We start from the raw sequence: 23,913 nt of genomic DNA on the forward strand, positions 1-23,913 counted from the left end.
AAATGCTATTCTGAATAGCATTTTTCTTCAAATGTATTTCCATCTTCATCGATGGCTATCACTATATTTTTTTCTTTGGAAGAAACATAAGTCACATAAATCCAGCCAACTGACCATACTCCTAAAGTCATACAACAAAGTAAAAAATTAAATCCATGATCTACCTCTTTCCTGCCTTTAGACAAAACTGCAAAAGGTAAACTATCGTTTTGCTCTATAATAGTAAATCCATGGTGGATTTTATTAGCTAGCGTACTAGTAAATTTTTGTAGACTTTCTTCGTTAATGTATGTATTGCTTTTCATAATTATTGGTATAAATTACTTTAGCTATTTATTATTTTCTAAAAACAGTTTGTTAAAATAACACTCCGCAAAAATAAGTGTAATCTATTATTTCCACAATACCCACTTTTAGTGATTTTTGATCAATCCAAAACAATTAAACTGCTAGTTATTTTTACTATTAAAGTTCTACACAAATATATTTTTTTTAGATACTTTAAAAGTTATACAATAATTATATAAAGTTATAATATTCACATACAAAACTCTTTAATTAACTTTACAATAAGACTTCTGTAACTATTTTCTCAAGCAAGAAAACGTTAGTCTATGATAAACTTTAGTTTGAAAGATGATTTTAGGAATTAGAATTAGTACTATTTCTGAACTAAAAAAAAATTATACTTTAATTCTTAATTTTTTAAAAACCACATCTAACGCTTGATTAATTTCAATAGAAATAACAAATTTATAATTAATATAAACGTATAAAAGAGTAACCAAAATAGATTTTAACCCAATACTAATTATGGGACTAAAAGGAAATTCCCAAAAATAAAATAATAAAAATATTCCAAAAGTGATTACAAGAGAATAAACTGTTTGTTTTGTAAATGGATACAAATGCATACGCTTGACTACAAAAAGTAATTTAGCCAAACTGTATAGAGTAATTGATAATAAAGTTGCAACTGCTGTCCCTGTTATAGCATATCTTGGTATAAAAAACATGTTTAATCCTACTGTTAAAAAAACAAGCAATAATCCTAAAAACAAAACCATTCGATAATATTTTGAATTGAAAATTATAGCATTATTATTTCCTAAAATCAAATCAAAATATTTAGAAATCCCAATCAAAAATACCACAAGAATTCCTCCACTATATTCTTTTGGAACCATTACATATAATTGATTGATATTAACAAAAATACACAACATCACAAAACCACCAACAACTTGCAGATTTATTGAAGTCTTTTTGTACAAATCATTTAATTCATCATGTTTATTCTCATGCATCAATTTAGCCGTTATGGGATATGTAATCTGATGCATCGCACGACTGGGAACTGCAATAACAGAAGCGATATAAGTCGCAACTGAATAATAGGCAATATTCTCAATTTTAATATATTGATTCAGCATAATCTTATCAATATCCAGTAACATAACTGCAACACTACCTGATAAAATAATGAAAAAAGTATATACTAAAACATCTTTCACATTTTGAGGAATGGAGAACTGAAAAACAGGTTTTTTTATTCGGAAAGCATAAAACATCGTGATAATAAAAGCCAAAAAATAAATAATAGCCGTAACATAAATAAAATCTACAACAGTAATCCATTTGTAATAAACTCCTATCAAAGCAAACAAAGAAAATAATCTAAGTCCCACCTCTTTAACAAAATTCCCAAAGACTGAATGCATGTGAACTCTTGCCCAGGCATAAAAAATTTCGAAATAAGCCATACTCAGCCCTATAAATGGAATAAGCCATAAATAATCCTTAACCACCGGATTTTCTTTACTCAAGTACAACGATATGGGTTCAAAAAAGAATAATCCAATCAATACTAAAGGAATGCACAATAAGAAAGGGATTAGTACTGTAAACGAGAGAAAACGAGAGCGCTCTTCTTCTGTTTTATATTGAGTATAAAACTTCACCAAAGTATTTTGCATCCCAAAAGCCAACAACGGCATAATAATATTTGCCCAAGAAAGTATATAGTTTGTTAAAGCATAAAATACCGTTCCTAAAAAAAATGGATACAAATAAAGTGTGTTAATTGCACCAATTCCAAAACCCAAATAGGTAATTATCGTATTCTTTAAAGATTGATTTAATACTATTCCCATTTTAGGCGTTTAAAATTTAAGGTTAAAAGAAGGTAAAACTTCTAATTTTATTGGATTAATTGTGACAATTCTTTCGTGAGATTTTTTCTGGAATAACTTTGTAATCCAACTCCGTTTGCTTGTAATTTTCCCTCCAAAAACTGATTATAAAAATCCAAAATTACACTTTTAAGTTTCATTTTCTCTGAATAATCAAAAAATACACCTGTGTTGGTTTCTGTTATGATTTCGGCAAAATCAGATCCGTTAGGACCAACCGCAATAATAGGTCGGTTTGAAACCATATATTCGAATAATTTCCCTGGGATAATGCTTTTTGTGTCCTCGGAATCAATTTCGATGAGCAACAAAACCTGTGATTTTCTTTGATGTGCAATGGCTTCTGCATGCGAAACATAACCTAAATTATTCAAATAGGAATTTAGCCCAAATTGAGTAATGGTTTCCAAAACTTCCTGACTGACTGCTCCGATCAATTTCACTTCCAAATGTGATTTGAAATCTGGAATTTCATTAATCAATTCCACTAAACTTTCCCATAAAATTAAGGGATTTCTCTCGGAAAGAAAGGAACCAATATGCGCTAAGCTGAACTTTGAATCCAAAGTTTGTTTTTCTACATTTTCTGCGTCATAACCATTCGTTATTACGGCAATTGGTTTATTTGTAATCGCTTGAAATTCCGTTTTAGTGGTTTTACTAGTTACAATAATTGTATCGGCTGTATTTAAAACCTTATGTTCTAATACTTTGTGTTTTTTGGCAGCAAAACTGGACAATCGTAAGGATTTATGATAGCCAATAGTCGTCCATGGATCCCTGAAATCCGCAAACCATTTCAAATCAAATTTTTGTTTTAATTCCAATCCAATAAGATGCAGACTGTGTGGCGGACCAGAAGTTATAATGGTATCGATATTATTTTCAACAATGTATTTCTCCAAATAAGCAACCGATGGTTTTACCCAAAAAACCCGTGCATCCGGAATGAAAAGATTCCCACGAATCCAAAGAAAGGTTTTATCCAAAAAAGATTGCTTTTTCTCATTTGGAATAATTCCCGAACTGATTTTTTTAGTTTTGTTTTTCGAAAGAAAAGAAGCCAATTGATACGGTTCAAAAATGGTCTGTTTCAGAATAATCGCTTTATCTGAAACTTCTTTAACCAAGTTCTCGTCAACAATAGGATACGTTGGATTCTCTGGAATATAAACAATAGGCTGAATACCAAAATCCGGCAAGTACTTAACAAACTTGAGCCAACGTTGAACGCCTGGTCCGCCAGCCGGTGGCCAATAATAGGTAATTATTAAAATTTTTTTTGGTTCCAAGTTTAAGGTTTAAGGTTTAAGGTTTAAGGTTACGAAACCTCAGAATTCAACATAATTATTCAAAATTCAAAAAACTTTAAACTTTAAGCTTTAAACCTTTCTTCCTTTCGTAATAAATCCCACCTACTAAAAGTAAAAGCATTCCTATGGAACTTATCAAAGTAATCAAGCTTCCTGTTTTTATTACTTGAGGCTCAAATTTAAATTCGATTGTGTGTTTTCCTGCTGGAATATTCAAAGCTCTTAAAACGTAATCCACTCTAATATGGTCTGCACTTTTTCCATCAATGTAGGCATTCCAACCTTTTCCATAATACATTTCGGAGAAAACAGCTAAACCTTCTTTTGAATTATTAGAAACATATTTCAAGTAATTAGGTTTGTAATTTTCTAAAGTTATAGTTGCTGAACTGTCTTTGGCGAAAGCCGTATTTTTAATATCAAAATCTTTACTATTTACAACCGCAACTTCTTTAGAATCCAAACTATCCAACGCTTTCATCTCTTCATCAGCTGAATTCACCAATTTTATTTGGCTCACAAACCATGCATTTCCATTAACATCAGGATTTGATACTGGGAATTCTTTTCCTTCTTTGTCTTTTTGAATAACATACTTGACATTGAGCATATTAAGGACTTCAATGTTATTTTTTGAAATTTGATAATCAATTAATTGCTGCATTCTTCTAGGTCTTACGGCACTGTAACCACCAATAGATTTATGGAAATAAGAAGCTCTTGCCCCCATGATATCGCCTACTTCAAAAACGCGGTAATTAGCCGTGTCTTTTAGAATCTCAGTATCCGAAGGTGACTCTTGAAAAGGTACTTCAACTTGACTTCCGCTTACAAAATCTTTCCCGGAAACATATTTTTTATCTACAAAAAACAAATCGGAAACCATCAATAAACCTACAATTATAATGGCTGTATTTTGGGCAAATCTGTCTTTAATGAACAACCATAAAACTCCTGCTGTTAGCATACTAAAGAAGCCTGAGCGCAACAAATCAGCGCTATACAAACTCATTCTATCCAGTTTAAGCGCATTTACAAACTCAGGACCGTAACTTTCTTGAAAATAAGCATCGTTTCCTCCAGAAAAGCTGAACATACTTTTGCTTAAAAATAAAATCAAAATAATTCCTAAACCAAAAATTGTGGTTTCATATAATGCTTTCTCCCGAAGTTTCGGGACATTTTTGTCTAATTTGAAGAAAGACTGTAATCCCATAATAGCCAAAACTGGAATACACAATTCTAAAACAACTTGGATAGAAGAAACCGCTCTGAATTTATCGTACATTGGAACATAATCAATAAAAAAGTCCGTTAAAACAGGGAAGTTTTTACCCCATGAAAGAACTAACGCAACTATTGAACCCGATAGAAATACATATTTAATCTTTCTTTTATCAATAAATAAAGCCAAAATTGCCAAAAAGAACACTACAATTCCAATATATGCAGGAGCTGCAACAATAGGTTGATCTCCCCAATATGTTGGCATTCCTGAAACAAAATCAGTTGCCTGATCTTCCGGAACTCCCTGACCTATCATGAATTCATACATGTTACTGTCTTTCCCAACAGCCTCATTATTAGAACCACCAAAAAGTCGTGGTGCAATAAGATTAAAACTTTCCATCACCCCATAACTGTACTCCGTGATATAGTCCTTAGACATTGAAGAAGTAGTCTCGTTTTTTGAACCGTTTGGATTAAATGTCAGTTCGCTTTTACCACGAATACTAAAATCAGCATACTCAGAAGTTGCTAATAGATTTGTAGCATTGGCACCAATAGCTAAGATTCCTGCTGCGGCTAATACTCCAAAGGAATACAACAACGATTTATACTCCTTCTCTTTTACTTGCTGATATAAAAAATAAGCAGAAAGAATCAATAGAAAAATCAATAAGTAATAGGTCATTTGGAAGTGATTCGCATTGATTTCTAATGCTGTCGCAAAAAGCGTAATCAAACCTCCCAGAATATATTTTTTTTGAAATACCAGAATAAATCCGGCAATAACAAGTGGCATATAAGCAATAGCATGCGCTTTGGCATTATGACCAACTCCAAGAATAATAATCAAATAGGTAGATAAACCAAAGGCCAAAGCTCCAAAAAAGGCCTTCAAAGGATCTACTTTTAGCACCAGCATCAAACCGTAAAATCCAAGGAAATATAAAAACAAATAATCCGCAGGACGCGGTAAAAACCGTAAAACATCGTCTATCGCGCCAATATAATCATGTGGATATTTTGCTCCCAACTGATACGTTGGCATTCCACCAAAAGCAGAATTAGTCCAATACGGTTCAACATCATCCGTGGCTCTAAAGTCATTTTGTTCTTTGGCCATTCCTGTATACTGCACAATATCTGATTGGAAAATTTGTTTTCCTTGCAACACAGGATAAAAATATAGGAGAGAAATCACAACAAAACCAAGTATGGCAAGGGCGTGCGGATAGAACTTATTTATTATTTTCAATGTAAAATGGTTTGGATTAGAATAAAAACGGTACTAAAAACGACAAATTTAATCTATTTCTTCGTAATCAACATAATCGCCCACTTTTTTGGTTTCGCGTGGGTTTTTAGCATTTGCCGTATTGTAAATTACTTCATCCTTAGTTTGAGTTTTTTTCCAAGAATTATCTTGTGCATATTGCTGTTGCTTCTGCATATTTTCTCCCGCTTTTTCGACTACCTTTTTAACCAATAATGGCAAAAATAGTTTTGCTAAAAATCTAAAAATATAATAGAAAGCGATCATGTAAAAAAGCGCTTTTATAAAACCAATGAAAGAAGCTGTTTGCATATAAGTGTAATTTTTTTCCAAAATTAATAAATCAACCGTTCAAAATTAAAATATCTCTCTTAAATAAATAATAAAATATAGTACATTTGAAAAGCGTTATTACTTTTTAACCCAAAAAAAATAATATGTCCAAAATCAAAATCTTACTTATCGCTGCTATTTCAATGCTTCCAAGTATTCATTATGGCCAACATACAGATCAAATAAATTCTAACAGACCAGGCGAAACTATGTCGGCTTACGCAGTTGGAAAGTCAGTAATCCAAATAGAAACAGGCGTTTACGGCATAAAACAAAATCATAGCTTATTGAATTATGATGCCAATGGTTTTGGGGTTGATGCCACCTTACGATGGGGATTATTTATGGAAAAACTGGAATTGATAGTCGATATACAATATCAAAATGAAACCTACACCTCCTTGTTAAACAAAACTGCCATTGCTGATTTCAAACAAACTGTTTTAGGAGCTAAATATTTGATTTACGATCCTTTCAAAAATTACGAAAAAAAGGTAAACATATACAGTTGGAAAGCCAATCGAGCATTCAATTGGCACCAGTTAATTCCAGCTATCTCTGGATTTGTGGGCGTTAATTATTCTGCAGAAAACAATCCCTATGCGCTTTCAAATAGAAACCCAACCGTGAGTAGATATCCTGCACAATTCTCACCAAAAGCGATGTTAATTACTCAAAACCATTTTGGTGACGGAAGATGGGTTTTAGTGTCAAATATTACCGCAGATTACATTGGTACAGATTTTCCTAGCTATGGATATGCCATTACACTTACACGCGGCTTTAACAACAAATGGTCTGGTTTTGTAGAAAATCAAGGCCTAAAAAGTGATTTGTATGCTGATGCAATAGTTCGTGGTGGCACGGCTTATTTATTGAATAAAGACATGCAAATTGATGCATCAATAAGCACAAGCCTTAAAGACACACCTTCGGTACTTTATGGAGGTATTGGTTTTTCTTGGCGCTACGACGCCAATTATCAAGAAGTACGAATAAACATTGACAATAAGGATTCCGATAAAAAAGCATTAAAAAGAGCAAAAAAGACAAAAAAAGGATAATGATTACAATAAAAGAAGCTAAAACAAAAAGTGAATTAACGGATTATATCAAATTCCCTTTTTCCCTATACAAAAACAATAAATATTGGGTTCCGCCAATCATTGCTGATGAATTGGAAACCTTTGACAAAACAAAAAACCCAGCTTTTGAAAATGCCGAAGCATATTTTTATATTGCTTACAAAAATAATGAAATAGTAGGTAGAATTGCGGCAATCATCAATTGGAGTGAAGTAAACGACCAACAAAAAAAGAAAGTTCGTTTTGGTTGGTTTGATGTGATTGATGATATTGAAGTAACTAAAGCACTTTTGGAAAAAGTGTATGAATTAGGTCGAAAAAACAATTTAGAACACGTTGAAGGCCCGATGGGATTTTCAAATTTAGATAAAGTTGGTGTCCTAACGGAAGGTTTTGATGAAATTGGAACTATGATTACGTGGTATAATCATACGTATTATGCCACTCATTTTGAACAATTAGGATATAGTGTAGAAAAAGAATTCTTAGAAAGTAAATTCCCTTTCGAAAATGTAAAACCGGAATTTTTTGAAAAGGCAAATGATTTGGTAAAAAGAAGGTACCAGTTAAGTCCGCTTAATTTCAAAACGACCAAAGAAGTGATGCCACATGTGGATAAAATGTTTGATTTATTCAATGAATCTTATGCATCCTTATCGTCTTTTGTAGCTATTTCAGACGTTCAAAAAGAATATTTCAAGAAAAAATACATTAGTTTTATCAATCCTGAATTCATCAAATTTGTGGAAGATAAAGACCATAATATTGTTGCTTTTAGTATTGTAATGCCTTCCTTTTCTGAAGCGTTGCAAAAATCAAAAGGAAAATTATTCCCATTTGGATTCCTTCATTTGCTTAAAGCAAAAAACCAAAGTAAGGACATGATTTTCTATTTGATAGGTGTTCATCCAGATTATCAGAACAAAGCGGTTACAGCGATAATTTTCAATGAATACTACCTTACTTTCAAAGAAAAGGGAGTCATCAATTGTTTCAGAACTCCTGAACTAGCGGACAATCTTGCCATTCATAACTTATGGAAACATTTTAATCCTGTTGTTCACAAAAGAAGATGTACTTTTCTAAAGAATTTATAACAATTTAGATTTTAGCATTTAAAACAAAAAAATCCATTCGTCGCAGCGAATGGATTTTTTGTTTTGAATAATGTTGTTTTATAATGAAAATTACATTTTACAATCTACTTTTGACAAAACGATATTTCCTTCAAATTTTAATTGTTTGGCATCTTTAAAAGTAACTTTTCCTTTATTGTCATCTACAACATCGCCATAACCTTCAACATACGTATTTCCTTTTTTCAAAAAAGCAACTTCACGAATTGACGAAACTCCTTCTGACATAAAAGTATACTCTGCAAAAAGCGTATCGCCTTTTATTTCTCCCACTAAAGTTCCTTCATTTTTATCTTTTTCAAAAAACTTATAACTCAATTTCCCAGAAGCTATTTGATTTCCTTTTACATTCAAATACATCGAAATAGTGTCTTTTTTAATAATTGTACTATAGCATTCTTCTGAAACAGTTTCTTCTACAACTATTTCTTCTGGTGCAATTGGCGTTTCTTCCGTTTCCTTTTCTTTTTTACAAGAAACAAAACCAGTTATAAAAACGACACCTAATAAAATTACTTTTTTCATAACCTTTAAATTTTAAGTTGCATAAATATACTCATTATTCGCTAGATACATTTCAAAAAAAATCCATCAACAAAAGCTGATGGATTTTTTATAAACTTAAAATTGCTATAATTTCAAAAACTAAGCGTCTAAATCAACCGTAGTTCTGCTTGCAATTTCTTTGTACGTACCATTTTCAAGTTTCTCACGAATTGCTTCAAAAGCAGTTAATGTTTCATCAACATCTGATAAAGTATGAGACGTTGTAGGAATCATTCTTAACAAGATAATCCCTTTTGGAATAACAGGATAAATTACAATCGACAAGAAAATTCCGTAGTTTTCTCTTAAATCATTTACCATAATCATTGCTTCTGGCACACTTCCTTCAAGATATACTGGAGTTACACAAGTATTAGTATCTCCAATATTGAAATTACGCTCTCTCAATCCGTTTTGCAATGCATCTACATTCTCCCACAATTTATCTTTCAATTCCGGGTGATTACGCAACAATTCTAATCGTTTCAAAGATCCAATTGTTTGAATCATTGGCAATGCTTTTGCAAACATTTGAGAACGTAAATTGTATTTCAAATAATCAATAATGTCTTTATCAGCCGCTACAAACGCACCAATGTTAGCCATAGATTTTGCAAAAGTAGAGAAATAAACATCAATTCCATCTTGACAACCTTGCTCCTCACCTGCTCCGGCACCTGTTTTTCCTAGTGTTCCAAATCCATGTGCATCATCAACCAATAAACGGAAATTAAATTTTTCCTTCATGGCAACAATTTCCTTCAATTTTCCTTGTTGTCCACGCATTCCAAAAACACCTTCAGTAATAAAAAGGATTCCTCCTCCAGTTACTTCAGCTAATTTCGTAGCACGTTCCAAGTTTTTTTCCATACTGGCAAGATCATTATGACGGTATGTAAAACGTTTTCCCATGTGCAAACGAACGCCATCAATAATACAAGCATGCGCATCTACATCATATACAATTACATCATTTTTTGTAACCAAAGCGTCAATTGTTGACATAATTCCTTGGTATCCAAAATTCAATAAATATGCTGACTCTTTCATTACAAAAGCAGCCAATTCATTCTCTAATTGCTCATGATATTTGGTGTGACCGCTCATCATACGAGCTCCCATTGGATAAGCTGCACCATATTGAGCTGCTGCTTCCGTATCTGCCTGACGCACTTCCGGATGATTAGCAAGACCTAAATAGTCATTCAAACTCCAATTCAAAATATCTTTTCCACCAAACTGCATTCTTGGACCTAACTCACCTTCCAATTTAGGAAAAACAAAATAACCTTCAGCTTGCGAAGCCCATTTCCCTAACGGTCCTTTATTGTTTTGGATCCTTTCGAATAAATCTTTTACCATAATATATCAAGTAATAATTTTAATTTTAAGAAGTTGCAAAAATAATTATTTAAATTTTATAAAGGTATTGAAAGCGAAATTATTTTTCAGGGTTTATTCTAATGAGTATCAGGAGCTATTTAGCTGCACTGAATCTTCGATGTCCTGCGCTACACTGTATATTTTGTGCTTTCAAGAAAGATTACTCCGTTCCTCGCAATAACAGCACAAAAGGATACCGTTTCAATCAAGGCTAATCCTCAAACTTCGAGAGGTTTTCCCCAATAAACTTTGTATATTTGAATAAATATTTCAACATTAGAAATTTATGTCACAAGATACAAAAGAATTAAAACTGGCTGTTCTCATTGATGCTGATAACGTTCCTTATAGTAATGTAAAAGGAATGATGGAAGAAATTACCAAATTTGGAACACCGACCACCAAGCGTATTTATGCCGATTGGACTAAACCGAATGCAGGTGGATGGAAAAGTGTATTATTAGAACATGCTATCACGCCTATACAGCAATACAGTTACACCGTAGGGAAAAATTCATCTGATTCTGCCATGATTATTGACGCCATGGATTTATTATATTCGGACAAAGTAGATGGTTTTTGTATTGTTTCCAGTGATTCTGATTTTACACGTTTAGCAATTCGACTCCGTGAATCCGGTATGAAAGTCATTGGAATTGGAGAACAAAAAACGCCAAATTCATTCATAGTTGCCTGCGACAGGTTTATTTATATTGAAGTTTTGGATGGAGCTATCAAAAAGAAATTACCAAAACGAACTGCATCCGACACTAAAAAAGCAACTCCAAAAAGCCTAAATAAAATTGATTTACAAACTATCGAGTTAATAGAATCTACCATTGAAGATATAGGCGATGATAGCGGCTGGGCATTTCTTGGGGATGTAGGAAACCTAATAGTAAAGAAAAAACCAGAATTCGATCCAAGAAATTATGGCTTTTCTAAACTTACTCCAATGCTAAAATCCCTTACGGATATTCTAGAAATCGACGAAAGGGATTCAGACAAAAAAGGCATTAAACACGTTTATGTACGATTGCGTTTTAGTTAAACTAAGTTTTTAACCGCACTGTATAAAGTGTCATTCTTAATTGGTTTAGATAAATAATGATTCATCCCAATTTCTGTCACACGTAATTTAGTACTTTCCATTACATCAGCAGTAACTGCAATAATGGGGACAGAAGCATTAGCAGCTCCTGCTTCCCCATTTCTAATCGCTATAGTTGCTTCGTAGCCGTCCATCACCGGCATTTGAAGATCCATTAATACAATATCAAAATGATTTGTTTTAAATACATCCAAGCATTCTTGACCATTATTAGCATAGACAACAGTTGTATTCAACCATTTTTTAGTTATCATTTTAACAACCATTTGATTAATGGGATTATCTTCAACTACTAAAATTGATTTACCTTCTAAATCATAAACAATAGGCATAGTCAAGACTTCTGACTTTTTTTCTTGCGGTACAATATCAAAATCTAAAGTAATAATACAAGTCGTGCCTTCATTGACTTTACTATCCATATCAATGGTCCCATTTTGCATATCCACTAAAGTCTTTACAATATAAAGCCCTAATCCAAGTCCGCCGAACTTTCTTTTATTATCAATACTATTTTGAGAAAACGAATCAAAAATACTATTCATTTTTTCTTTAGGAATTCCTACACCAGAATCTGAAACTGTAAATTTCAAACTTGCTCGATTATTTTCTTTAATCTTGCAGTCTATATCAAACTTCACAAAACCTTTAGATGTAAATTTGATGGCATTATTTAATACATTATTTACAACTTGAACCAATCTAGTCACATCGCCAATTAAAAAATCAGGAATCGCATCTGATTTTGAAAATTGAAACTCTAGTCCTTGATCATTAGCTCTATTGATCGCATTATTTTTTAAATTTTCCAGAACTCTCGCGGGATCAAACTTAACGGATTCCAATTTTAATTCCTTTTTCTCAATTTTAGAAAAATCTAAAATATCATTTACAGAACTCAATAAACTGTGTGAAGAATACTTTATAATTTGGCAATTTTTTCTGATTTTATCATCCTGAACTTCTACAGAAATGGAGTCAATCAAATTCATAATTGCATTCAAAGGAGTTCGTAATTCATGACTAATATTCGATAAAAAATAGGATTTCAAATCATTCATTTCTTCAGAACGAACCAAAGCAAGACGATTGAGTTCGTTTTTCTCATTTTTAAGATTCCGAATCAAATTTGACATCGATAATGAAAGAAAAATAACCTCTAAACCTGTTCCCAATTTCGAACTGTTTTGAGTAAAAAAGTTAATAGGAAATAACCCGAAATTATATAAAATAAATATACCAAAACCTAAAATCAAAAATAAAATACCAGTTGTAAACAAAAAGTCTACAGGCTTTTTTTTGTAATAAAGATAAATTATTGAATATACAATTAAGATCAAAAAAACCAGCGTAAGCACATTGACTAAAACATAGCAAAACAACAAGAGTGATGGAATAAAAATCACACAGAACAATAACAAAAACAATAATGCATACGCTACATTGAATAGAATATAAATTTTCTTGCTATTCTCTTTAATTTTCAAAAACAATTCACTGTATTTACCCGATAGAAAAACAGCAATTATCGCAATAAATAATACGCCATGATTGGAAAACCATCCTGCATTTGGAGTGACATACTTATAGAAAAAACCATCTAAAGCAAATTGCAGTAAACCAACAAATAAAACATACAAACTATAGTATAAAAATATCTTTTCGTTTAAAGCAAAAAAGAAGAAAAAATAGATAATTGCCGCGATTAACAAAATACCATAAAATATTCCAAAAAATAATTGCTCATTTGAAATCATAGTTATGAAACTTTCCGATGAATACAGCATTACAGGAATTTTTATTACTTCACCATCGCTCTTTAGATGCAAAAACAATTTCAGATTGGATTTAGGCTGAATTTTTAACTCGAAAATTGATTTTCTATTATCAAAACTACGCTCAGAATACCGCATTCTATCACCACTTACCATTTTGACAATTTTCCCGGAGGCGCCATCAACAATATACAATTCTACCAGATCAGTTATTGGCCTTGCTGTTTCGAGATAATATTCTAAGGATGTATCTGTTCGATTTTCAAGTTCGACTTTAGCCCAAAAATTGTTCTCAGTAAAACCCAAATCATCATTTTCGGTTTCAAGTTTTTTGGGATTTAAAGACTCGTAATTAGCAATTACCTCTTGAATTTTTAAATTTTGCTGGCCCACATCAGCAATTGTAGTAAAACTATGGAGCGATAACTCTGTAGGAAGTGAATTTTTATTAAAAATATATTGTGAAAAACTATTGGTTGAAAACAAAAAAACAAAAAATAATAGTAAAACAGTATGGGTGGTATTCGATAATCTTTGATACATGTGCATATAATTTTAGTATTATGTATTTACGATAAAAATAATACGTTGGATTTTTAAAGTAGTTAAATTAAGTCTTTATTTTCTGGTAAAAAAGCTTAATTTTCAATATCCTCGTTAATTTAGTTCAAAAACTTTAACAAGAAACAATAAATTTTCGTTTTAGGAATCACCGTATTCACAATTTATCTGATTATTTTGTACTGTTTATTCAGATAAAAATGCTTGTGCAATTTTGGTTTTGACTTATAAACTGGAGGAAGTTTTTTGTTTTTATAAATACACTTTACATGCTGTAAATTAACTTTTGGCTGTCACTAGTAAAAAAGCTTTGCTGATATTAAATTTTCATGGGTGGTGACGAATTTGCAAAGCGTAACCAGATAGTAAAATTACGACAACAAAAAGGAGGACCTTTTGAGTCCTCCAGTTGTCGGTTCTGATTTACCATTATCAACTCATACAATTATAGTAGTATAGCTGACTATTGAATTATCATATCTTATTGTAAGAGTGATATACTCAAGTAATTAATCAAAACCACATTCAAAGATACAATCTTATTTAATATAAATCACTCAAAAACAAACGTTTAACTAATAATTAACGCATTAGATCACAGCATATAAATTACAATTAGTAATCATTTCACATCTTGAAAAATGTCCTTTTAATTCATACTTTAAAAATTTAAATCCTTAAAATTATACCACAAAAAAAAGGAGGCCTTTTTAAAGGGCCTCCGATTGTAAATTTTGATTTACCATTTATCAAACATACCGTTCAGTACGAAATGACAATTTGAATACTCTTCTCCTTGCAGATAGTTTTTATTGAAGTGATTAATCAAAACCACACTCAAAGATACAACTTATGTTAGTTTAATCATTAGAAAACAATACTTTAACTATTAATTAACATATTGATTTCCAATAAATTACATCCGTAAACATTTAATAACCTCCAAACACACAGCTACTCGTATTATCAATAGACTCTTCGGACTGATCTTGACACCATCTCAACGCACTATCTAAAAAAATGTATCTTTGAAGAGTAAAATTAAAACTAATAAAATGCAACTTGTCTTCGCTTCCAACAACAAAAATAAAATACTAGAAATACAAAGTATACTTCCTGACACGATTGAAATTCTGAGCTTAGAAAGTATCGGCTGTTATGAGGACATTCCTGAAACTGCCACAACAATTGAAGGCAATGCGATTCTGAAAGCTAATTACGTTACACAAAAATACGGTTACAATTGTTTTGCTGATGACACCGGACTGGAAGTAGATGCCCTGAATGGAGAACCTGGCGTTTACTCTGCAAGATATGCCGGAGAGCAACGGAATTCTGATGATAATATGGATAAATTATTAGAATGCTTATCCGATAAAAGTAATAGAAAGGCACAGTTTAAAACAGTGATTGCATTGAATTTAAACGGAAAACAGCATCTTTTTACAGGAATTGCCCGTGGCGAAATTACTTTAGAAAAATCAGGTAATCAGGGATTTGGTTACGACCCTATTTTCAAACCTGAAGAATATCAGGAAACTTTTGCCCAATTATCATTGGATGTAAAAAATAAAATCAGCCACAGAGGAAAAGCTACACAGCTATTAATTGATTTTTTAAAACTGAATAAATAAACGCCATAAAATACAACATTTTTATAACAAAAAAACAAAATCCAAGGCGTAATTTCACACCAAAATCCTAAATCAAAACGCATAATTCGCAAATAAAAAATATAACTTTCTGATAATCAAATTATAATAAAACATTAAATCTTAAAATAGCATTAGTTTATATCGATTATTAACAGTAATTTTGCACCCTATTTTAAAAATACATATGAATAAATTTGAACAATTAGGATTGAGTGAATCGTTACTGAAGGCGATTTTAGATCTAGGATTTGAGAATCCGACCGAAGTACAGGAGAAAGCGATTCCCCTATTATTGGAAAAAGACACAGATATGGTTGCGTTGGCTCAGACAGGGACAGGGAAAACGGCAGCTTTTGGTTTTCCAGTTATTCAGAAAATTGATGCCAACAACAGAAACACACAAGCATTAATTTTATCTCCAACACGCGAACTTTGTTTGCAGATTACCAACGAAATTAAAAACTACTCTAAATACGAAAAAGGTATTAATGTGGTAGCAGTTTACGGTGGAGCTAGCATTACAGAACAAGCGAGAGACATAAAGAGAGGCGCACAAATTATTGTGGCAACTCCAGGAAGAATGCAAGACATGATTAATAGAGGGTTAGTAAACATCTCTCAAATTAGTTTTTGTATTCTAGATGAAGCTGACGAAATGTTGAACATGGGTTTCTACGAAGATATCGTAAACATCCTTTCTACTACGCCAGATGAAAAAAACACATGGTTATTCTCTGCAACAATGCCTGCTGAAGTAGCACGTATTGGAAAACAATTCATGAAAGACCCAATTGAAATTACAGTTGGTGCTAAAAACTCAGGTTCTGCTACCGTTTCTCACGAATTTTACCTTGTAAATGCACGTGATCGTTACGAAGCTTTGAAACGTTTAGCTGATGCTAATCCAGACATCTTCTCAGTAGTTTTTTGTAGAACTAAACGTGATACACAAGCTGTTGCTGAAAAATTAGTTGAAGATGGATACAGCGCTGCTGCATTGCACGGAGATTTATCTCAAGCGCAACGTGATGGTGTTATGAAATCTTTTAGAGGAAGACAAATTCAAATGCTTGTAGCTACTGACGTTGCTGCTCGTGGAATCGATGTTGATAACATTACTCACGTAGTGAATTATCAATTACCTGACGAAATTGAAACCTACAACCACCGTTCAGGTCGTACTGGTCGTGCCGGAAAATTAGGAACTTCTATTGTAATCGTAACTAAAAGTGAATTGCGTAAGATTTCTTCAATTGAAAGAATCATCAAACAAAAATTCGAAGAAAAAACAATTCCTTCTGGAATTGAAATCTGCGAAATCCAATTATTACACTTAGCTACTAAAATTAAAGATACAGAAGTTGATCACGAAATTGACAACTATCTTCCTGCAATTAACAGCGTACTTGAAGGTTTATCGAAAGAAGAATTAATCAAGAAAATGGTATCGGTTGAATTTAATCGTTTTATCAATTACTACAAGAAAACTAGAGATATTTCTAATCAAGCTTCAGGTTCTGAAAGACGTGATCGTGACGATAGAGATGGTGCTCCAAGAGAAAATAACAATGGTGGTGCAACAAGATATTTTGTGAACATAGGTTCTAGAGATAACTTTGATTGGATGTCATTGAAAGATTACTTGAAAGAAACATTAGACTTAGGTCGTGATGACGTTTTCAAAGTAGATGTAAAAGAAGGTTTCTCTTTCTTTAACACTGATCCGGAACATACTGATAAAGTAATGGAAGTATTGAACAACGTACAATTAGAAGGACGTAGAATCAATGTTGAAATTTCTAAAAATGATGGTGGCGGAAGACGTGACCATAACGGAAGAAGTTCTGGTGGAAGTTTTGGTGGTGGAAGAAGTTCTGCTCCAAGAAGAGAAGGAAGCTTTGCTCCAAGAAGAGAAGGTTCAGGTGGTGGATTTAGAAGCGATAGAAATTCAGCTCCAAGAGAAGGTGGATTCGGACCAAGAAGCTCATCAGCTCCAAGAAGAGAAGGTGGTTTTTCTTCTGACAGACCTAGAACTGAAGGTTCATCTGACAGGGCACCAAGACGTTCTGAAAGCTTTGGTGACTCACCAAGACCAAGAAGACCAAGAAGAGACTAACATTCATTGTTAATTTTCTTATAATTATATACTGGAACTACAAAATATTTAATCCTGTTTTATTACTTTTAAAGTCTTAAACCAGTTTATGAAATATTTTGTAGTTTTCTTTTTTTTAGTACTCTCCGCAACTGCATTTGCGCAAGTTAAAGAACCCTCCCAAAAAGTTAATGGTATCATTATCAGCAATACTACTAGACAAGTATTATCTAGTGTAAATATCATTAATATTAATAAAGTTAGAGGTGCAACAACCGATTCAGGAGGATATTTTGAAATAGATGTACAATTGAACGACACGCTTCACATTACTAGTTTAGGATTTCAATCACTTCGCGTTCGTGTAACCAATGACTGGATAAAAAACAAAAGCACCAAAATACAACTTACCGAAAAAGCAATTGCACTTGAAGAAGTCGTAATCAGACCTTTTAATCTAACAGGATATCTTGAAGTAGATACTAAAATTATCCCGGTTAGAGAAAACTACAGATATAGTATTTCCGGCTTAACGCAAGGATATGAAGCAGGGGAATATTCTCCAAATGCTTTTGGAAGAGTGCTGGGTTCTATATTTAATCCCGCGGACATGCTCTATAATTTCTTTGGTAAGAATCCAAAAGAGCTCAAGAAACTGAAAGAAATGAAGAAAGATGACACGGTAAGAAATCTTTTGGAATCTAAATTTGACAGAGAAACAATATCAGTTCTTTTAGGTGTTGACAAAAATGAAATAGCTGAAATTCTGCAACGTTGTAACTACTCTGAATCTTTTATAAAAACAGCTAATGATTTGCAAATCATGGATGCTATAAGCGGATGTTATGAGGAATACAAAGTTCTAAAGAAAAAATAAATACAGTATTCCATTACTTAAATAACTAGTCATTTTGAAATAAAAAACAATTTAATCCCCGATTCCGAAAGTAGTTGGGGATTTTTTATTTTAAAGCGCTTAAATTCGAGTTATCAACGCAATTAAATAATCTAAAAATAAATTCTATGTCTATCATACCTTTCCAAACTATCAATTGGGATTCAATAGAAAAGACCGAACATATCGGGATAACAGGAATGGCGCATTGGCAAACGATACAATTAGGCGGACTTAGAATTCGTAAAGTAATGTATTCCAAAGATTATCTGGCAGATCATTGGTGCCAAAAAGGACATATTGTACATTGTCTCGAAGGAGATTTTATTAGTGAATTAGAATCCGGTGAGCAAATCCAACTCTCTAAAGGAATGACTTATGTGGTTTCAGATGACGCCAGTTCTCATCGCTCTATAACTGCTAATGGAGTTGAATTATTAATCATAGACGGGGATTTTTTGAAATAATATTTAAAATAAATCAAAATATTATATACATTTACTTATACCAAAATTAAAAACAAAATTAAATACCTATATCATGGCAAAAAGTCAAGACGCTAAGAAGACCGTAAAAAAAGAACCTTTAAAAACGGCTAAAGAAAAGAAAGAAGAAAAAAGAGATAAGAAAAACAGTCCTAAAAGAGACTAATTCTTTTTTATAAAAACAAACCCTCGTTTATTGCTAAACGAGGGTTTTATCTTTTATTAAAATTCAAGATTATTTCACTGGAATATTAGCTAAAATCTCCAATACAAATTTCCAGAATTTCTGAGAAGAAGAAATACTTGCTCTTTCATCAGGAGAATGTGCACCGTGAATCGTTGGTCCAAAAGAAATCATATCCATATCTGGATAATTCGTTCCCAGAATTCCACATTCTAATCCTGCGTGACATGCCACTACTTTTGGTTTTTCGCCGTTTTGTTTTTCATAAATTGGAACTAAAACATCTAAAATCTCTGATTCAGAATTTGGTGTCCAACCTGGATATGAACCTGAAAATTCCACTTCACAACCCATTAATTCAAAAGCAGAACGCAACGCATTCGCCAAATCAAATTTAGAGGTTTCAACCGAAGAACGTGTTAAACATTGCACCGAAAGCTGTCCTTCGCCAACAATTACTTTAGCGATATTATTAGATGTTTCCACCAAATTATCAAAATCAGCACTCATTCTATAAACGCCATTATGAGCTGTGTACATTGCTCTTACAAAGTAAAACTGAGCAATTGAAGGCATTACTTTAGCAGGAGTTGCATCCATTTTTTCAAAAACAACTTCTAAAGTTGGTTCTGTTGTTTTTAACTCCGTTTTGATTTCGTTTACAATTTGCTGCATGTCAAAAACAAAAGCTTCATCATACACTTCGGCAATAATTACTTTTGCTTGACTTTCACGCGGAATCGCATTACGCAGACTTCCACCTTTTATTTCGGAAATTTGTAAACCAAAATTATCAAAACCATCAAATAACAATCGGTTCATGATTTTATTGGCATTACCTAAGCCTTTGTGAATATCCATTCCAGAATGCCCGCCCTTCAAGCCTTTTACAGTAATCGTATATCCTACAGATCCTTCCGGAGTTTCCTCTTCATCATACTCAGCAGTTGCAGTCACATCAATTCCTCCAGCACAACCAATGTCGATTTCATCATCTTCTTCCGTATCCATATTCAAAAGAATTTGACCTTGCAGAACTCCTCCTTTTAAGTTCAACGCTCCTGTCATTCCTGTTTCTTCGTCAATGGTAAACAAAGCTTCTATAGCAGGATGCGGAATATCTGTACTTTCTAAAATTGCCATGATAGCTGCAACTCCAAGACCGTTATCAGCACCAAGAGTGGTTCCGCGAGCACGAACCCAATCCCCATCAACATACATATCAATTCCTTGTGTATCAAAATCAAAAACGGTATCCGAATTTTTTTGGTGCACCATATCCAAATGTCCTTGAAGCACTATTGCTTTTCGGTTTTCCATTCCTGCAGTAGCCGGTTTTCGGATAATTACGTTGCGAATTTCATCTTCGAAAGTTTCTAATCCAAGGCTTTCGCCAAAGTTTTTCATGAACGCAATCACACGCTCTTCTTTTTTAGAAGGACGAGGTACAGCATTCAAATCGGCAAACTTGTTCCAAAGTGCTTTTGGTTCCAGATTTCTTATTTCCTGACTCATTTATTTTCGTTTGAGGTTTAACATTTACAAGTCCCAAAGTTACAAAGTTTAAATTCCTTACGGTAGTAATTGATATTGTAATTATATTTACATTACTAAAATTCATCCTGTGCGAACAAAATATTTTCTTTCCTTCTTTCTTTTTGTCCAAATACTAATTTTACAGGTTCTACCTTATTTTCCGCTACAAGTAGAACAATTTTACAGTAATGGTTTTTATCCGATACTTTCAAAATTTTCAAGATTAGCATTGGGCAGCATTCCATTTTCTTTGGGGGATTTAATGTATATTATTCTTATTGGTTTTATTTTAAAATGGTTTTGGAACCAACGAAAATCTTGGAAATTAAAATGGAAAAGCAATATATTATCCATATTAAGTTTCTTTTCGGTGTTCTACTTCTTGTTTCATTCACTGTGGGCGTTTAATTATTACCGCCAACCGCTTTTTGAAAAAATGGAAATTAAAAAAGACTATTCAGATGCTGATTTATTGGCTTTTACCAAAAAGTTAATCACTAAAACAAACGCCATTCAAAAACAAATTACAAAAAATGATAGTTTGAAAGTAGTATTTCCTTACTCACAAAACCAAGTTTTTAAGATGAATTTGAGTGGGTACAAAAAACTAGCTGAAGAACATCCCCATTTTACTTATAATCATTTAAGCATCAAAAAATCACTTATCAGTTTACCTTTGACATACATGGGTTTTGGAGGTTATTTGAATCCGTTTACCAATGAAGCGCAGGTTAATTATTTGGGTCCAATGTACAGTTTCCCAATGACCACGAATCATGAAATGGCACACCAAATAGGTTATGCAAGCGAAAGCGAATGTAACTTTATTGGATTCTTAGCTTCAATAAAAAATGATAATTTATACATTCAATATTCGGGTTACAGCATGGCTTTGCGGTATTGTTTAAGCAATTGGCAAGCCAGAGACGAGGCTGTTTTTAAACAATTATTAAAAACTGTTCATCCCGGTATTTTGAAAAATTATCAAGAAAGTGAACATTTCTGGAAACAATACGACACGATTATCGATAAAGGTTTTCATGCTTTTTACGACCAATTCCTTAAAGTAAACCAACAAAAAGACGGAATAGAAGGCTACAGCAAATTTGTGAATTTGATGGTGAATTATTACGAAGGAAAAGTATTGTAGATTTAAAAATCCCTAAAAATCTTTTTTTAAGACTTTTAACCTGATTAATTGTCCAATTGAAAATATGGGTATTAAATAAAACCAATTATTATATTGATATGTTGATGCTAAGTAACAAGAAATAAAAACTATAACAAAGCATTCCAGTAAAAATAATTTCTTGCAATCTGTAACCGAAACTTTTGATTTCAACCCTATAATTTCAATTAATAAAATAATTAAAACTAGTAATGGCCAAACTAAAATTCCATAAGTAAAAAAACTAAAAATAGAGCCAAAAATACCTATCAGAAAAACACTTGATAAATCTCCGTTTTTTAAACCTAAAATGCTATCAACCACTTCAGAAAAAAATCCCAAAGCAACTGTACCAGATAAAAGACTAAAAAAAATAATATAATTACTGATTAAAATATCTGAACGCTTCATACCCTCAATTTACACTTCATCACTCGTAAATGTTGTAAAACTTTTCTTTTTGTACGGCCTAATGATTAATCTTCCTTCGCGATCAAAACGAATGTAATTGTATACCCAATTCAGAAATACGACAGCTTTATTTTTGAATCCAATAAGGGAAAACAAGTGAACAAACATCCAGACAAACCAGGCAAAAACGCCATTGAAATGGTATTTAGGCAAATCAACAACCGCTTTATTTCTTCCTATGGTAGCCATAGAGCCTTTGTCATTGTATTCAAAAGCTTCCATAGGTTTATTTTCAATTAATTTTATTAAGTTTTCACCCAATAATTCCCCTTGTTGCATCGCTGGTTGCGCCATCATTGGATGTCCTTGCGGATAGGTTTCGGATTCCATGGAAGCAATATCGCCTACTGCAAAAATGTTTTCGTAGCCCACTACTTGATTGAATTCATTGACACGTATGCGTTCTACTTTTTCAACCAAAGATTTTCCATCTAATCCGGCAACAAGAGCGCCTTGAACACCTGCTGTCCAGATTACGGTGGCAGTATCAAATGACAAATCGGAATTTGTGGTTATAGTACGTCCGTCATAATTAGTTACTCGGACGTTTTTCCAGATTTTTACACCCAAACTGGTTAGAAATTTTTCGGCAGCTTGAGAGGATTTCTCACTCATGGTATTCAGGATTCTATCGCCACTTTGAATCAGATTGATTTCCATTTTGGCAATATCAAGATCCGGATAATCTTTTTGCAGAATGGCTTTTTTCATTTCGGCCAAAGCTCCTGCAAGCTCTACTCCTGTTGGTCCACCACCTACGAGTACAAAATTGATGAGACTATTTTGTTCTACTACATCGGTGGTTAAAACAGCTTGTTCAAAATTTTCAAGAATCAGACTGCGGATATTTAGCGATTGCGGTATGGTTTTCATAGCCATACTGTTGCGCTCGATTTCTTTGTTGCCAAAATAATTGGTTTTAGAACCCGTGGCAATCACGAGATAATCATACTTTAATTCTCCAATTTCGGTGATTATTTTTTTATTATTAGTATCGATTTCTTGGACATTGGTGAGTCTAAAATAAACGTCATCGTATTCCTGAATTACTTTTCGGATTGGGTATGCTATAGAACCAGCTTCGAGGCCGCCTGTAGCTACTTGATATAATAAAGGCTGGAAAGTATGGTAATTGTGTTTGTCTAGAAGGACAACCTGAACTTTTTTGTTTTTTAGTTTTTTGGCTAATGCAATTCCCGCGAAGCCTCCTCCTATAATTACTATTCTGGGTAAAGTTGAATTTGGGATGTTCATGTTTGTAAAAAAGTTCAAAATTGTTAAAAACCAAAGATACAAAGTTTTCTATTGCTACATTTCATCAAATAGTATCGAAATTTTTGTTTGTTTTAGAAATGTTCTTCTAATAAATAAACGTGTAAATTAGCCCTGATAGTCCCGAAGCTTCGGGAGAAATCCTTTATTTTTCTGATTTGTTCAGAAAAATAAAGATTGCAATGTACAGCGGGACTAATCATAATTATGAAATGAA

18 protein-coding genes are annotated in these 23,913 nt (G+C 32.7%); 8 read left to right on the forward strand and 10 right to left on the reverse strand.

The window, feature by feature from the left end; all coding sequences use genetic code 11:
• Window positions 1-5 precede the first annotated feature (5 nt).
• The 5 genes from ACNQF8_RS11215 to ACNQF8_RS11235 form a co-directional block, all read right to left on the reverse strand.
• Window positions 6-305, reverse strand: coding sequence for a hypothetical protein (locus tag ACNQF8_RS11215; protein ID WP_417953507.1), 300 nt, complete (start codon window positions 303-305; stop codon window positions 6-8).
• Between the two features lie 378 nt (window positions 306-683).
• A complete protein-coding gene (locus ACNQF8_RS11220; RefSeq protein WP_417950185.1) occupies window positions 684-2,153 on the reverse strand; it encodes a lipopolysaccharide biosynthesis protein in 1,470 nt (489 codons plus the stop codon).
• 47 nt (window positions 2,154-2,200) lie between these two features.
• Window positions 2,201-3,484, reverse strand: coding sequence for a glycosyltransferase family 4 protein (locus tag ACNQF8_RS11225; protein ID WP_417953506.1), 1,284 nt, complete (start codon window positions 3,482-3,484; stop codon window positions 2,201-2,203).
• 76 nt (window positions 3,485-3,560) lie between these two features.
• Window positions 3,561-5,987 carry a YfhO family protein gene (locus ACNQF8_RS11230; RefSeq protein ID WP_417950188.1) on the reverse strand — a complete coding sequence of 809 codons (2,427 nt, stop codon included), beginning with the start codon at window positions 5,985-5,987 and terminating at the stop codon, window positions 3,561-3,563.
• Between the two features lie 48 nt (window positions 5,988-6,035).
• Window positions 6,036-6,317, reverse strand: coding sequence for a DUF4834 family protein (locus ACNQF8_RS11235; RefSeq protein ID WP_417950190.1), 282 nt, complete (start codon window positions 6,315-6,317; stop codon window positions 6,036-6,038).
• Window positions 6,318-6,442: 125 nt separating this feature from the next.
• Between ACNQF8_RS11235 and ACNQF8_RS11240 the strand changes: the two genes are divergently transcribed.
• On the forward strand, window positions 6,443-7,402 hold the full coding sequence (locus tag ACNQF8_RS11240) for a transporter (protein ID WP_417950192.1): 960 nt from the start codon (window positions 6,443-6,445) through the stop codon (window positions 7,400-7,402).
• Window positions 7,402-8,520, forward strand: coding sequence for a GTP cyclohydrolase (locus tag ACNQF8_RS11245; RefSeq protein WP_417950193.1), 1,119 nt, complete (start codon window positions 7,402-7,404; stop codon window positions 8,518-8,520). The genes ACNQF8_RS11240 and ACNQF8_RS11245 overlap by 1 nt, the downstream gene beginning before the upstream one ends.
• A gap of 90 nt (window positions 8,521-8,610) precedes the next feature.
• Here the strand turns inward: ACNQF8_RS11245 and ACNQF8_RS11250 are convergent, their stop codons facing one another.
• On the reverse strand, window positions 8,611-9,084 hold the full coding sequence (locus ACNQF8_RS11250; protein ID WP_417953505.1) for a hypothetical protein: 474 nt from the start codon (window positions 9,082-9,084) through the stop codon (window positions 8,611-8,613).
• A 120-nt stretch (window positions 9,085-9,204) separates the two neighbouring features.
• On the reverse strand, window positions 9,205-10,467 hold the full coding sequence (locus ACNQF8_RS11255) for a cysteate-C-fatty acyltransferase (protein ID WP_417950197.1): 1,263 nt from the start codon (window positions 10,465-10,467) through the stop codon (window positions 9,205-9,207).
• A 307-nt stretch (window positions 10,468-10,774) separates the two neighbouring features.
• On the opposite strand from ACNQF8_RS11255, the gene ACNQF8_RS11260 reads away from it, so the two are divergent.
• Window positions 10,775-11,539 (forward strand): NYN domain-containing protein, encoded by a 765-nt coding sequence (locus tag ACNQF8_RS11260; RefSeq protein WP_315207766.1) that lies wholly within the window; start codon window positions 10,775-10,777, stop codon window positions 11,537-11,539.
• Here the strand turns inward: ACNQF8_RS11260 and ACNQF8_RS11265 are convergent.
• Window positions 11,536-13,917, reverse strand: coding sequence for a hybrid sensor histidine kinase/response regulator (locus ACNQF8_RS11265; RefSeq protein ID WP_417953504.1), 2,382 nt, complete (start codon window positions 13,915-13,917; stop codon window positions 11,536-11,538). The genes ACNQF8_RS11260 and ACNQF8_RS11265 overlap by 4 nt on opposite strands.
• Window positions 13,918-14,990: 1,073 nt before the next feature.
• On the opposite strand from ACNQF8_RS11265, the gene ACNQF8_RS11270 reads away from it, so the two are divergent.
• The 4 genes from ACNQF8_RS11270 (at window position 14,991) to ACNQF8_RS11285 (ending at window position 19,047) form a co-directional block, all read left to right on the forward strand.
• Window positions 14,991-15,569, forward strand: coding sequence for a non-canonical purine NTP diphosphatase (locus ACNQF8_RS11270; RefSeq protein ID WP_417950201.1), 579 nt, complete (start codon window positions 14,991-14,993; stop codon window positions 15,567-15,569).
• A 205-nt stretch (window positions 15,570-15,774) separates the two neighbouring features.
• The gene (locus tag ACNQF8_RS11275) at window positions 15,775-17,706 is read left to right on the forward strand and encodes a DEAD/DEAH box helicase (RefSeq protein ID WP_417950203.1); all 1,932 of its coding nucleotides are present in this window, start codon (window positions 15,775-15,777) and stop codon (window positions 17,704-17,706) included.
• Window positions 17,707-17,794: 88 nt separating this feature from the next.
• Complete coding sequence (locus ACNQF8_RS11280; protein ID WP_315206817.1) at window positions 17,795-18,562, forward strand: carboxypeptidase-like regulatory domain-containing protein; 768 nt, start codon at window positions 17,795-17,797, stop codon at window positions 18,560-18,562.
• Window positions 18,563-18,708: 146 nt separating this feature from the next.
• Entirely contained in the window at window positions 18,709-19,047 is a 339-nt protein-coding gene (locus tag ACNQF8_RS11285) for a DHCW motif cupin fold protein (protein ID WP_417950206.1), read from the forward strand.
• Between the two features lie 253 nt (window positions 19,048-19,300).
• On the opposite strand, the gene ACNQF8_RS11290 is transcribed toward ACNQF8_RS11285, so the two are convergent.
• Window positions 19,301-20,764, reverse strand: a complete 1,464-nt coding sequence (locus ACNQF8_RS11290; protein WP_417950207.1) for an aminoacyl-histidine dipeptidase — start codon at window positions 20,762-20,764, stop codon at window positions 19,301-19,303.
• Between the two features lie 109 nt (window positions 20,765-20,873).
• On the opposite strand from ACNQF8_RS11290, the gene ACNQF8_RS11295 reads away from it, so the two are divergent.
• Window positions 20,874-21,935, forward strand: a complete 1,062-nt coding sequence (locus tag ACNQF8_RS11295) for a DUF3810 domain-containing protein (RefSeq protein WP_417950209.1) — start codon at window positions 20,874-20,876, stop codon at window positions 21,933-21,935.
• Between the two features lie 438 nt (window positions 21,936-22,373).
• On the opposite strand, the gene ACNQF8_RS11300 is transcribed toward ACNQF8_RS11295, so the two are convergent.
• Entirely contained in the window at window positions 22,374-23,678 is a 1,305-nt protein-coding gene (locus tag ACNQF8_RS11300) for an NAD(P)/FAD-dependent oxidoreductase (RefSeq protein ID WP_417953502.1), read from the reverse strand.
• Between the last annotated feature and the right edge of the window lie 235 nt (window positions 23,679-23,913).

The sequence above is a fragment of the Flavobacterium labens genome (genome assembly GCF_048286755.1).
Lineage (GTDB): Bacteria > Bacteroidota > Bacteroidia > Flavobacteriales > Flavobacteriaceae > Flavobacterium.

Bases quoted from the DNA above. Each gene is read 5' to 3' on its own strand.
- ACNQF8_RS11300 (WP_417953502.1), bottom strand. From the start codon at position 23,678: ATGAACATCCCAAATTCAACTTTACCCAGAATAGTAATTATAGGAGGA.
- ACNQF8_RS11265 (WP_417953504.1), bottom strand. From the start codon at position 13,917: ATGTATCAAAGATTATCGAATACCACCCATACTGTTTTACTATTATTT.
- ACNQF8_RS11275 (WP_417950203.1), top strand. From the start codon at position 15,775: ATGAATAAATTTGAACAATTAGGATTGAGTGAATCGTTACTGAAGGCG.
- ACNQF8_RS11240 (WP_417950192.1), top strand. From the start codon at position 6,443: ATGTCCAAAATCAAAATCTTACTTATCGCTGCTATTTCAATGCTTCCA.
- ACNQF8_RS11280 (WP_315206817.1), top strand. From the start codon at position 17,795: ATGAAATATTTTGTAGTTTTCTTTTTTTTAGTACTCTCCGCAACTGCA.
- ACNQF8_RS11215 (WP_417953507.1), bottom strand. From the start codon at position 305: ATGAAAAGCAATACATACATTAACGAAGAAAGTCTACAAAAATTTACT.
- ACNQF8_RS11235 (WP_417950190.1), bottom strand. From the start codon at position 6,317: ATGCAAACAGCTTCTTTCATTGGTTTTATAAAAGCGCTTTTTTACATG.
- ACNQF8_RS11220 (WP_417950185.1), bottom strand. From the start codon at position 2,153: ATGGGAATAGTATTAAATCAATCTTTAAAGAATACGATAATTACCTAT.
- ACNQF8_RS11290 (WP_417950207.1), bottom strand. From the start codon at position 20,764: ATGAGTCAGGAAATAAGAAATCTGGAACCAAAAGCACTTTGGAACAAG.
- ACNQF8_RS11260 (WP_315207766.1), top strand. From the start codon at position 10,775: ATGTCACAAGATACAAAAGAATTAAAACTGGCTGTTCTCATTGATGCT.
- ACNQF8_RS11270 (WP_417950201.1), top strand. From the start codon at position 14,991: ATGCAACTTGTCTTCGCTTCCAACAACAAAAATAAAATACTAGAAATA.
- ACNQF8_RS11285 (WP_417950206.1), top strand. From the start codon at position 18,709: ATGTCTATCATACCTTTCCAAACTATCAATTGGGATTCAATAGAAAAG.
- ACNQF8_RS11245 (WP_417950193.1), top strand. From the start codon at position 7,402: ATGATTACAATAAAAGAAGCTAAAACAAAAAGTGAATTAACGGATTAT.
- ACNQF8_RS11250 (WP_417953505.1), bottom strand. From the start codon at position 9,084: ATGAAAAAAGTAATTTTATTAGGTGTCGTTTTTATAACTGGTTTTGTT.
- ACNQF8_RS11255 (WP_417950197.1), bottom strand. From the start codon at position 10,467: ATGGTAAAAGATTTATTCGAAAGGATCCAAAACAATAAAGGACCGTTA.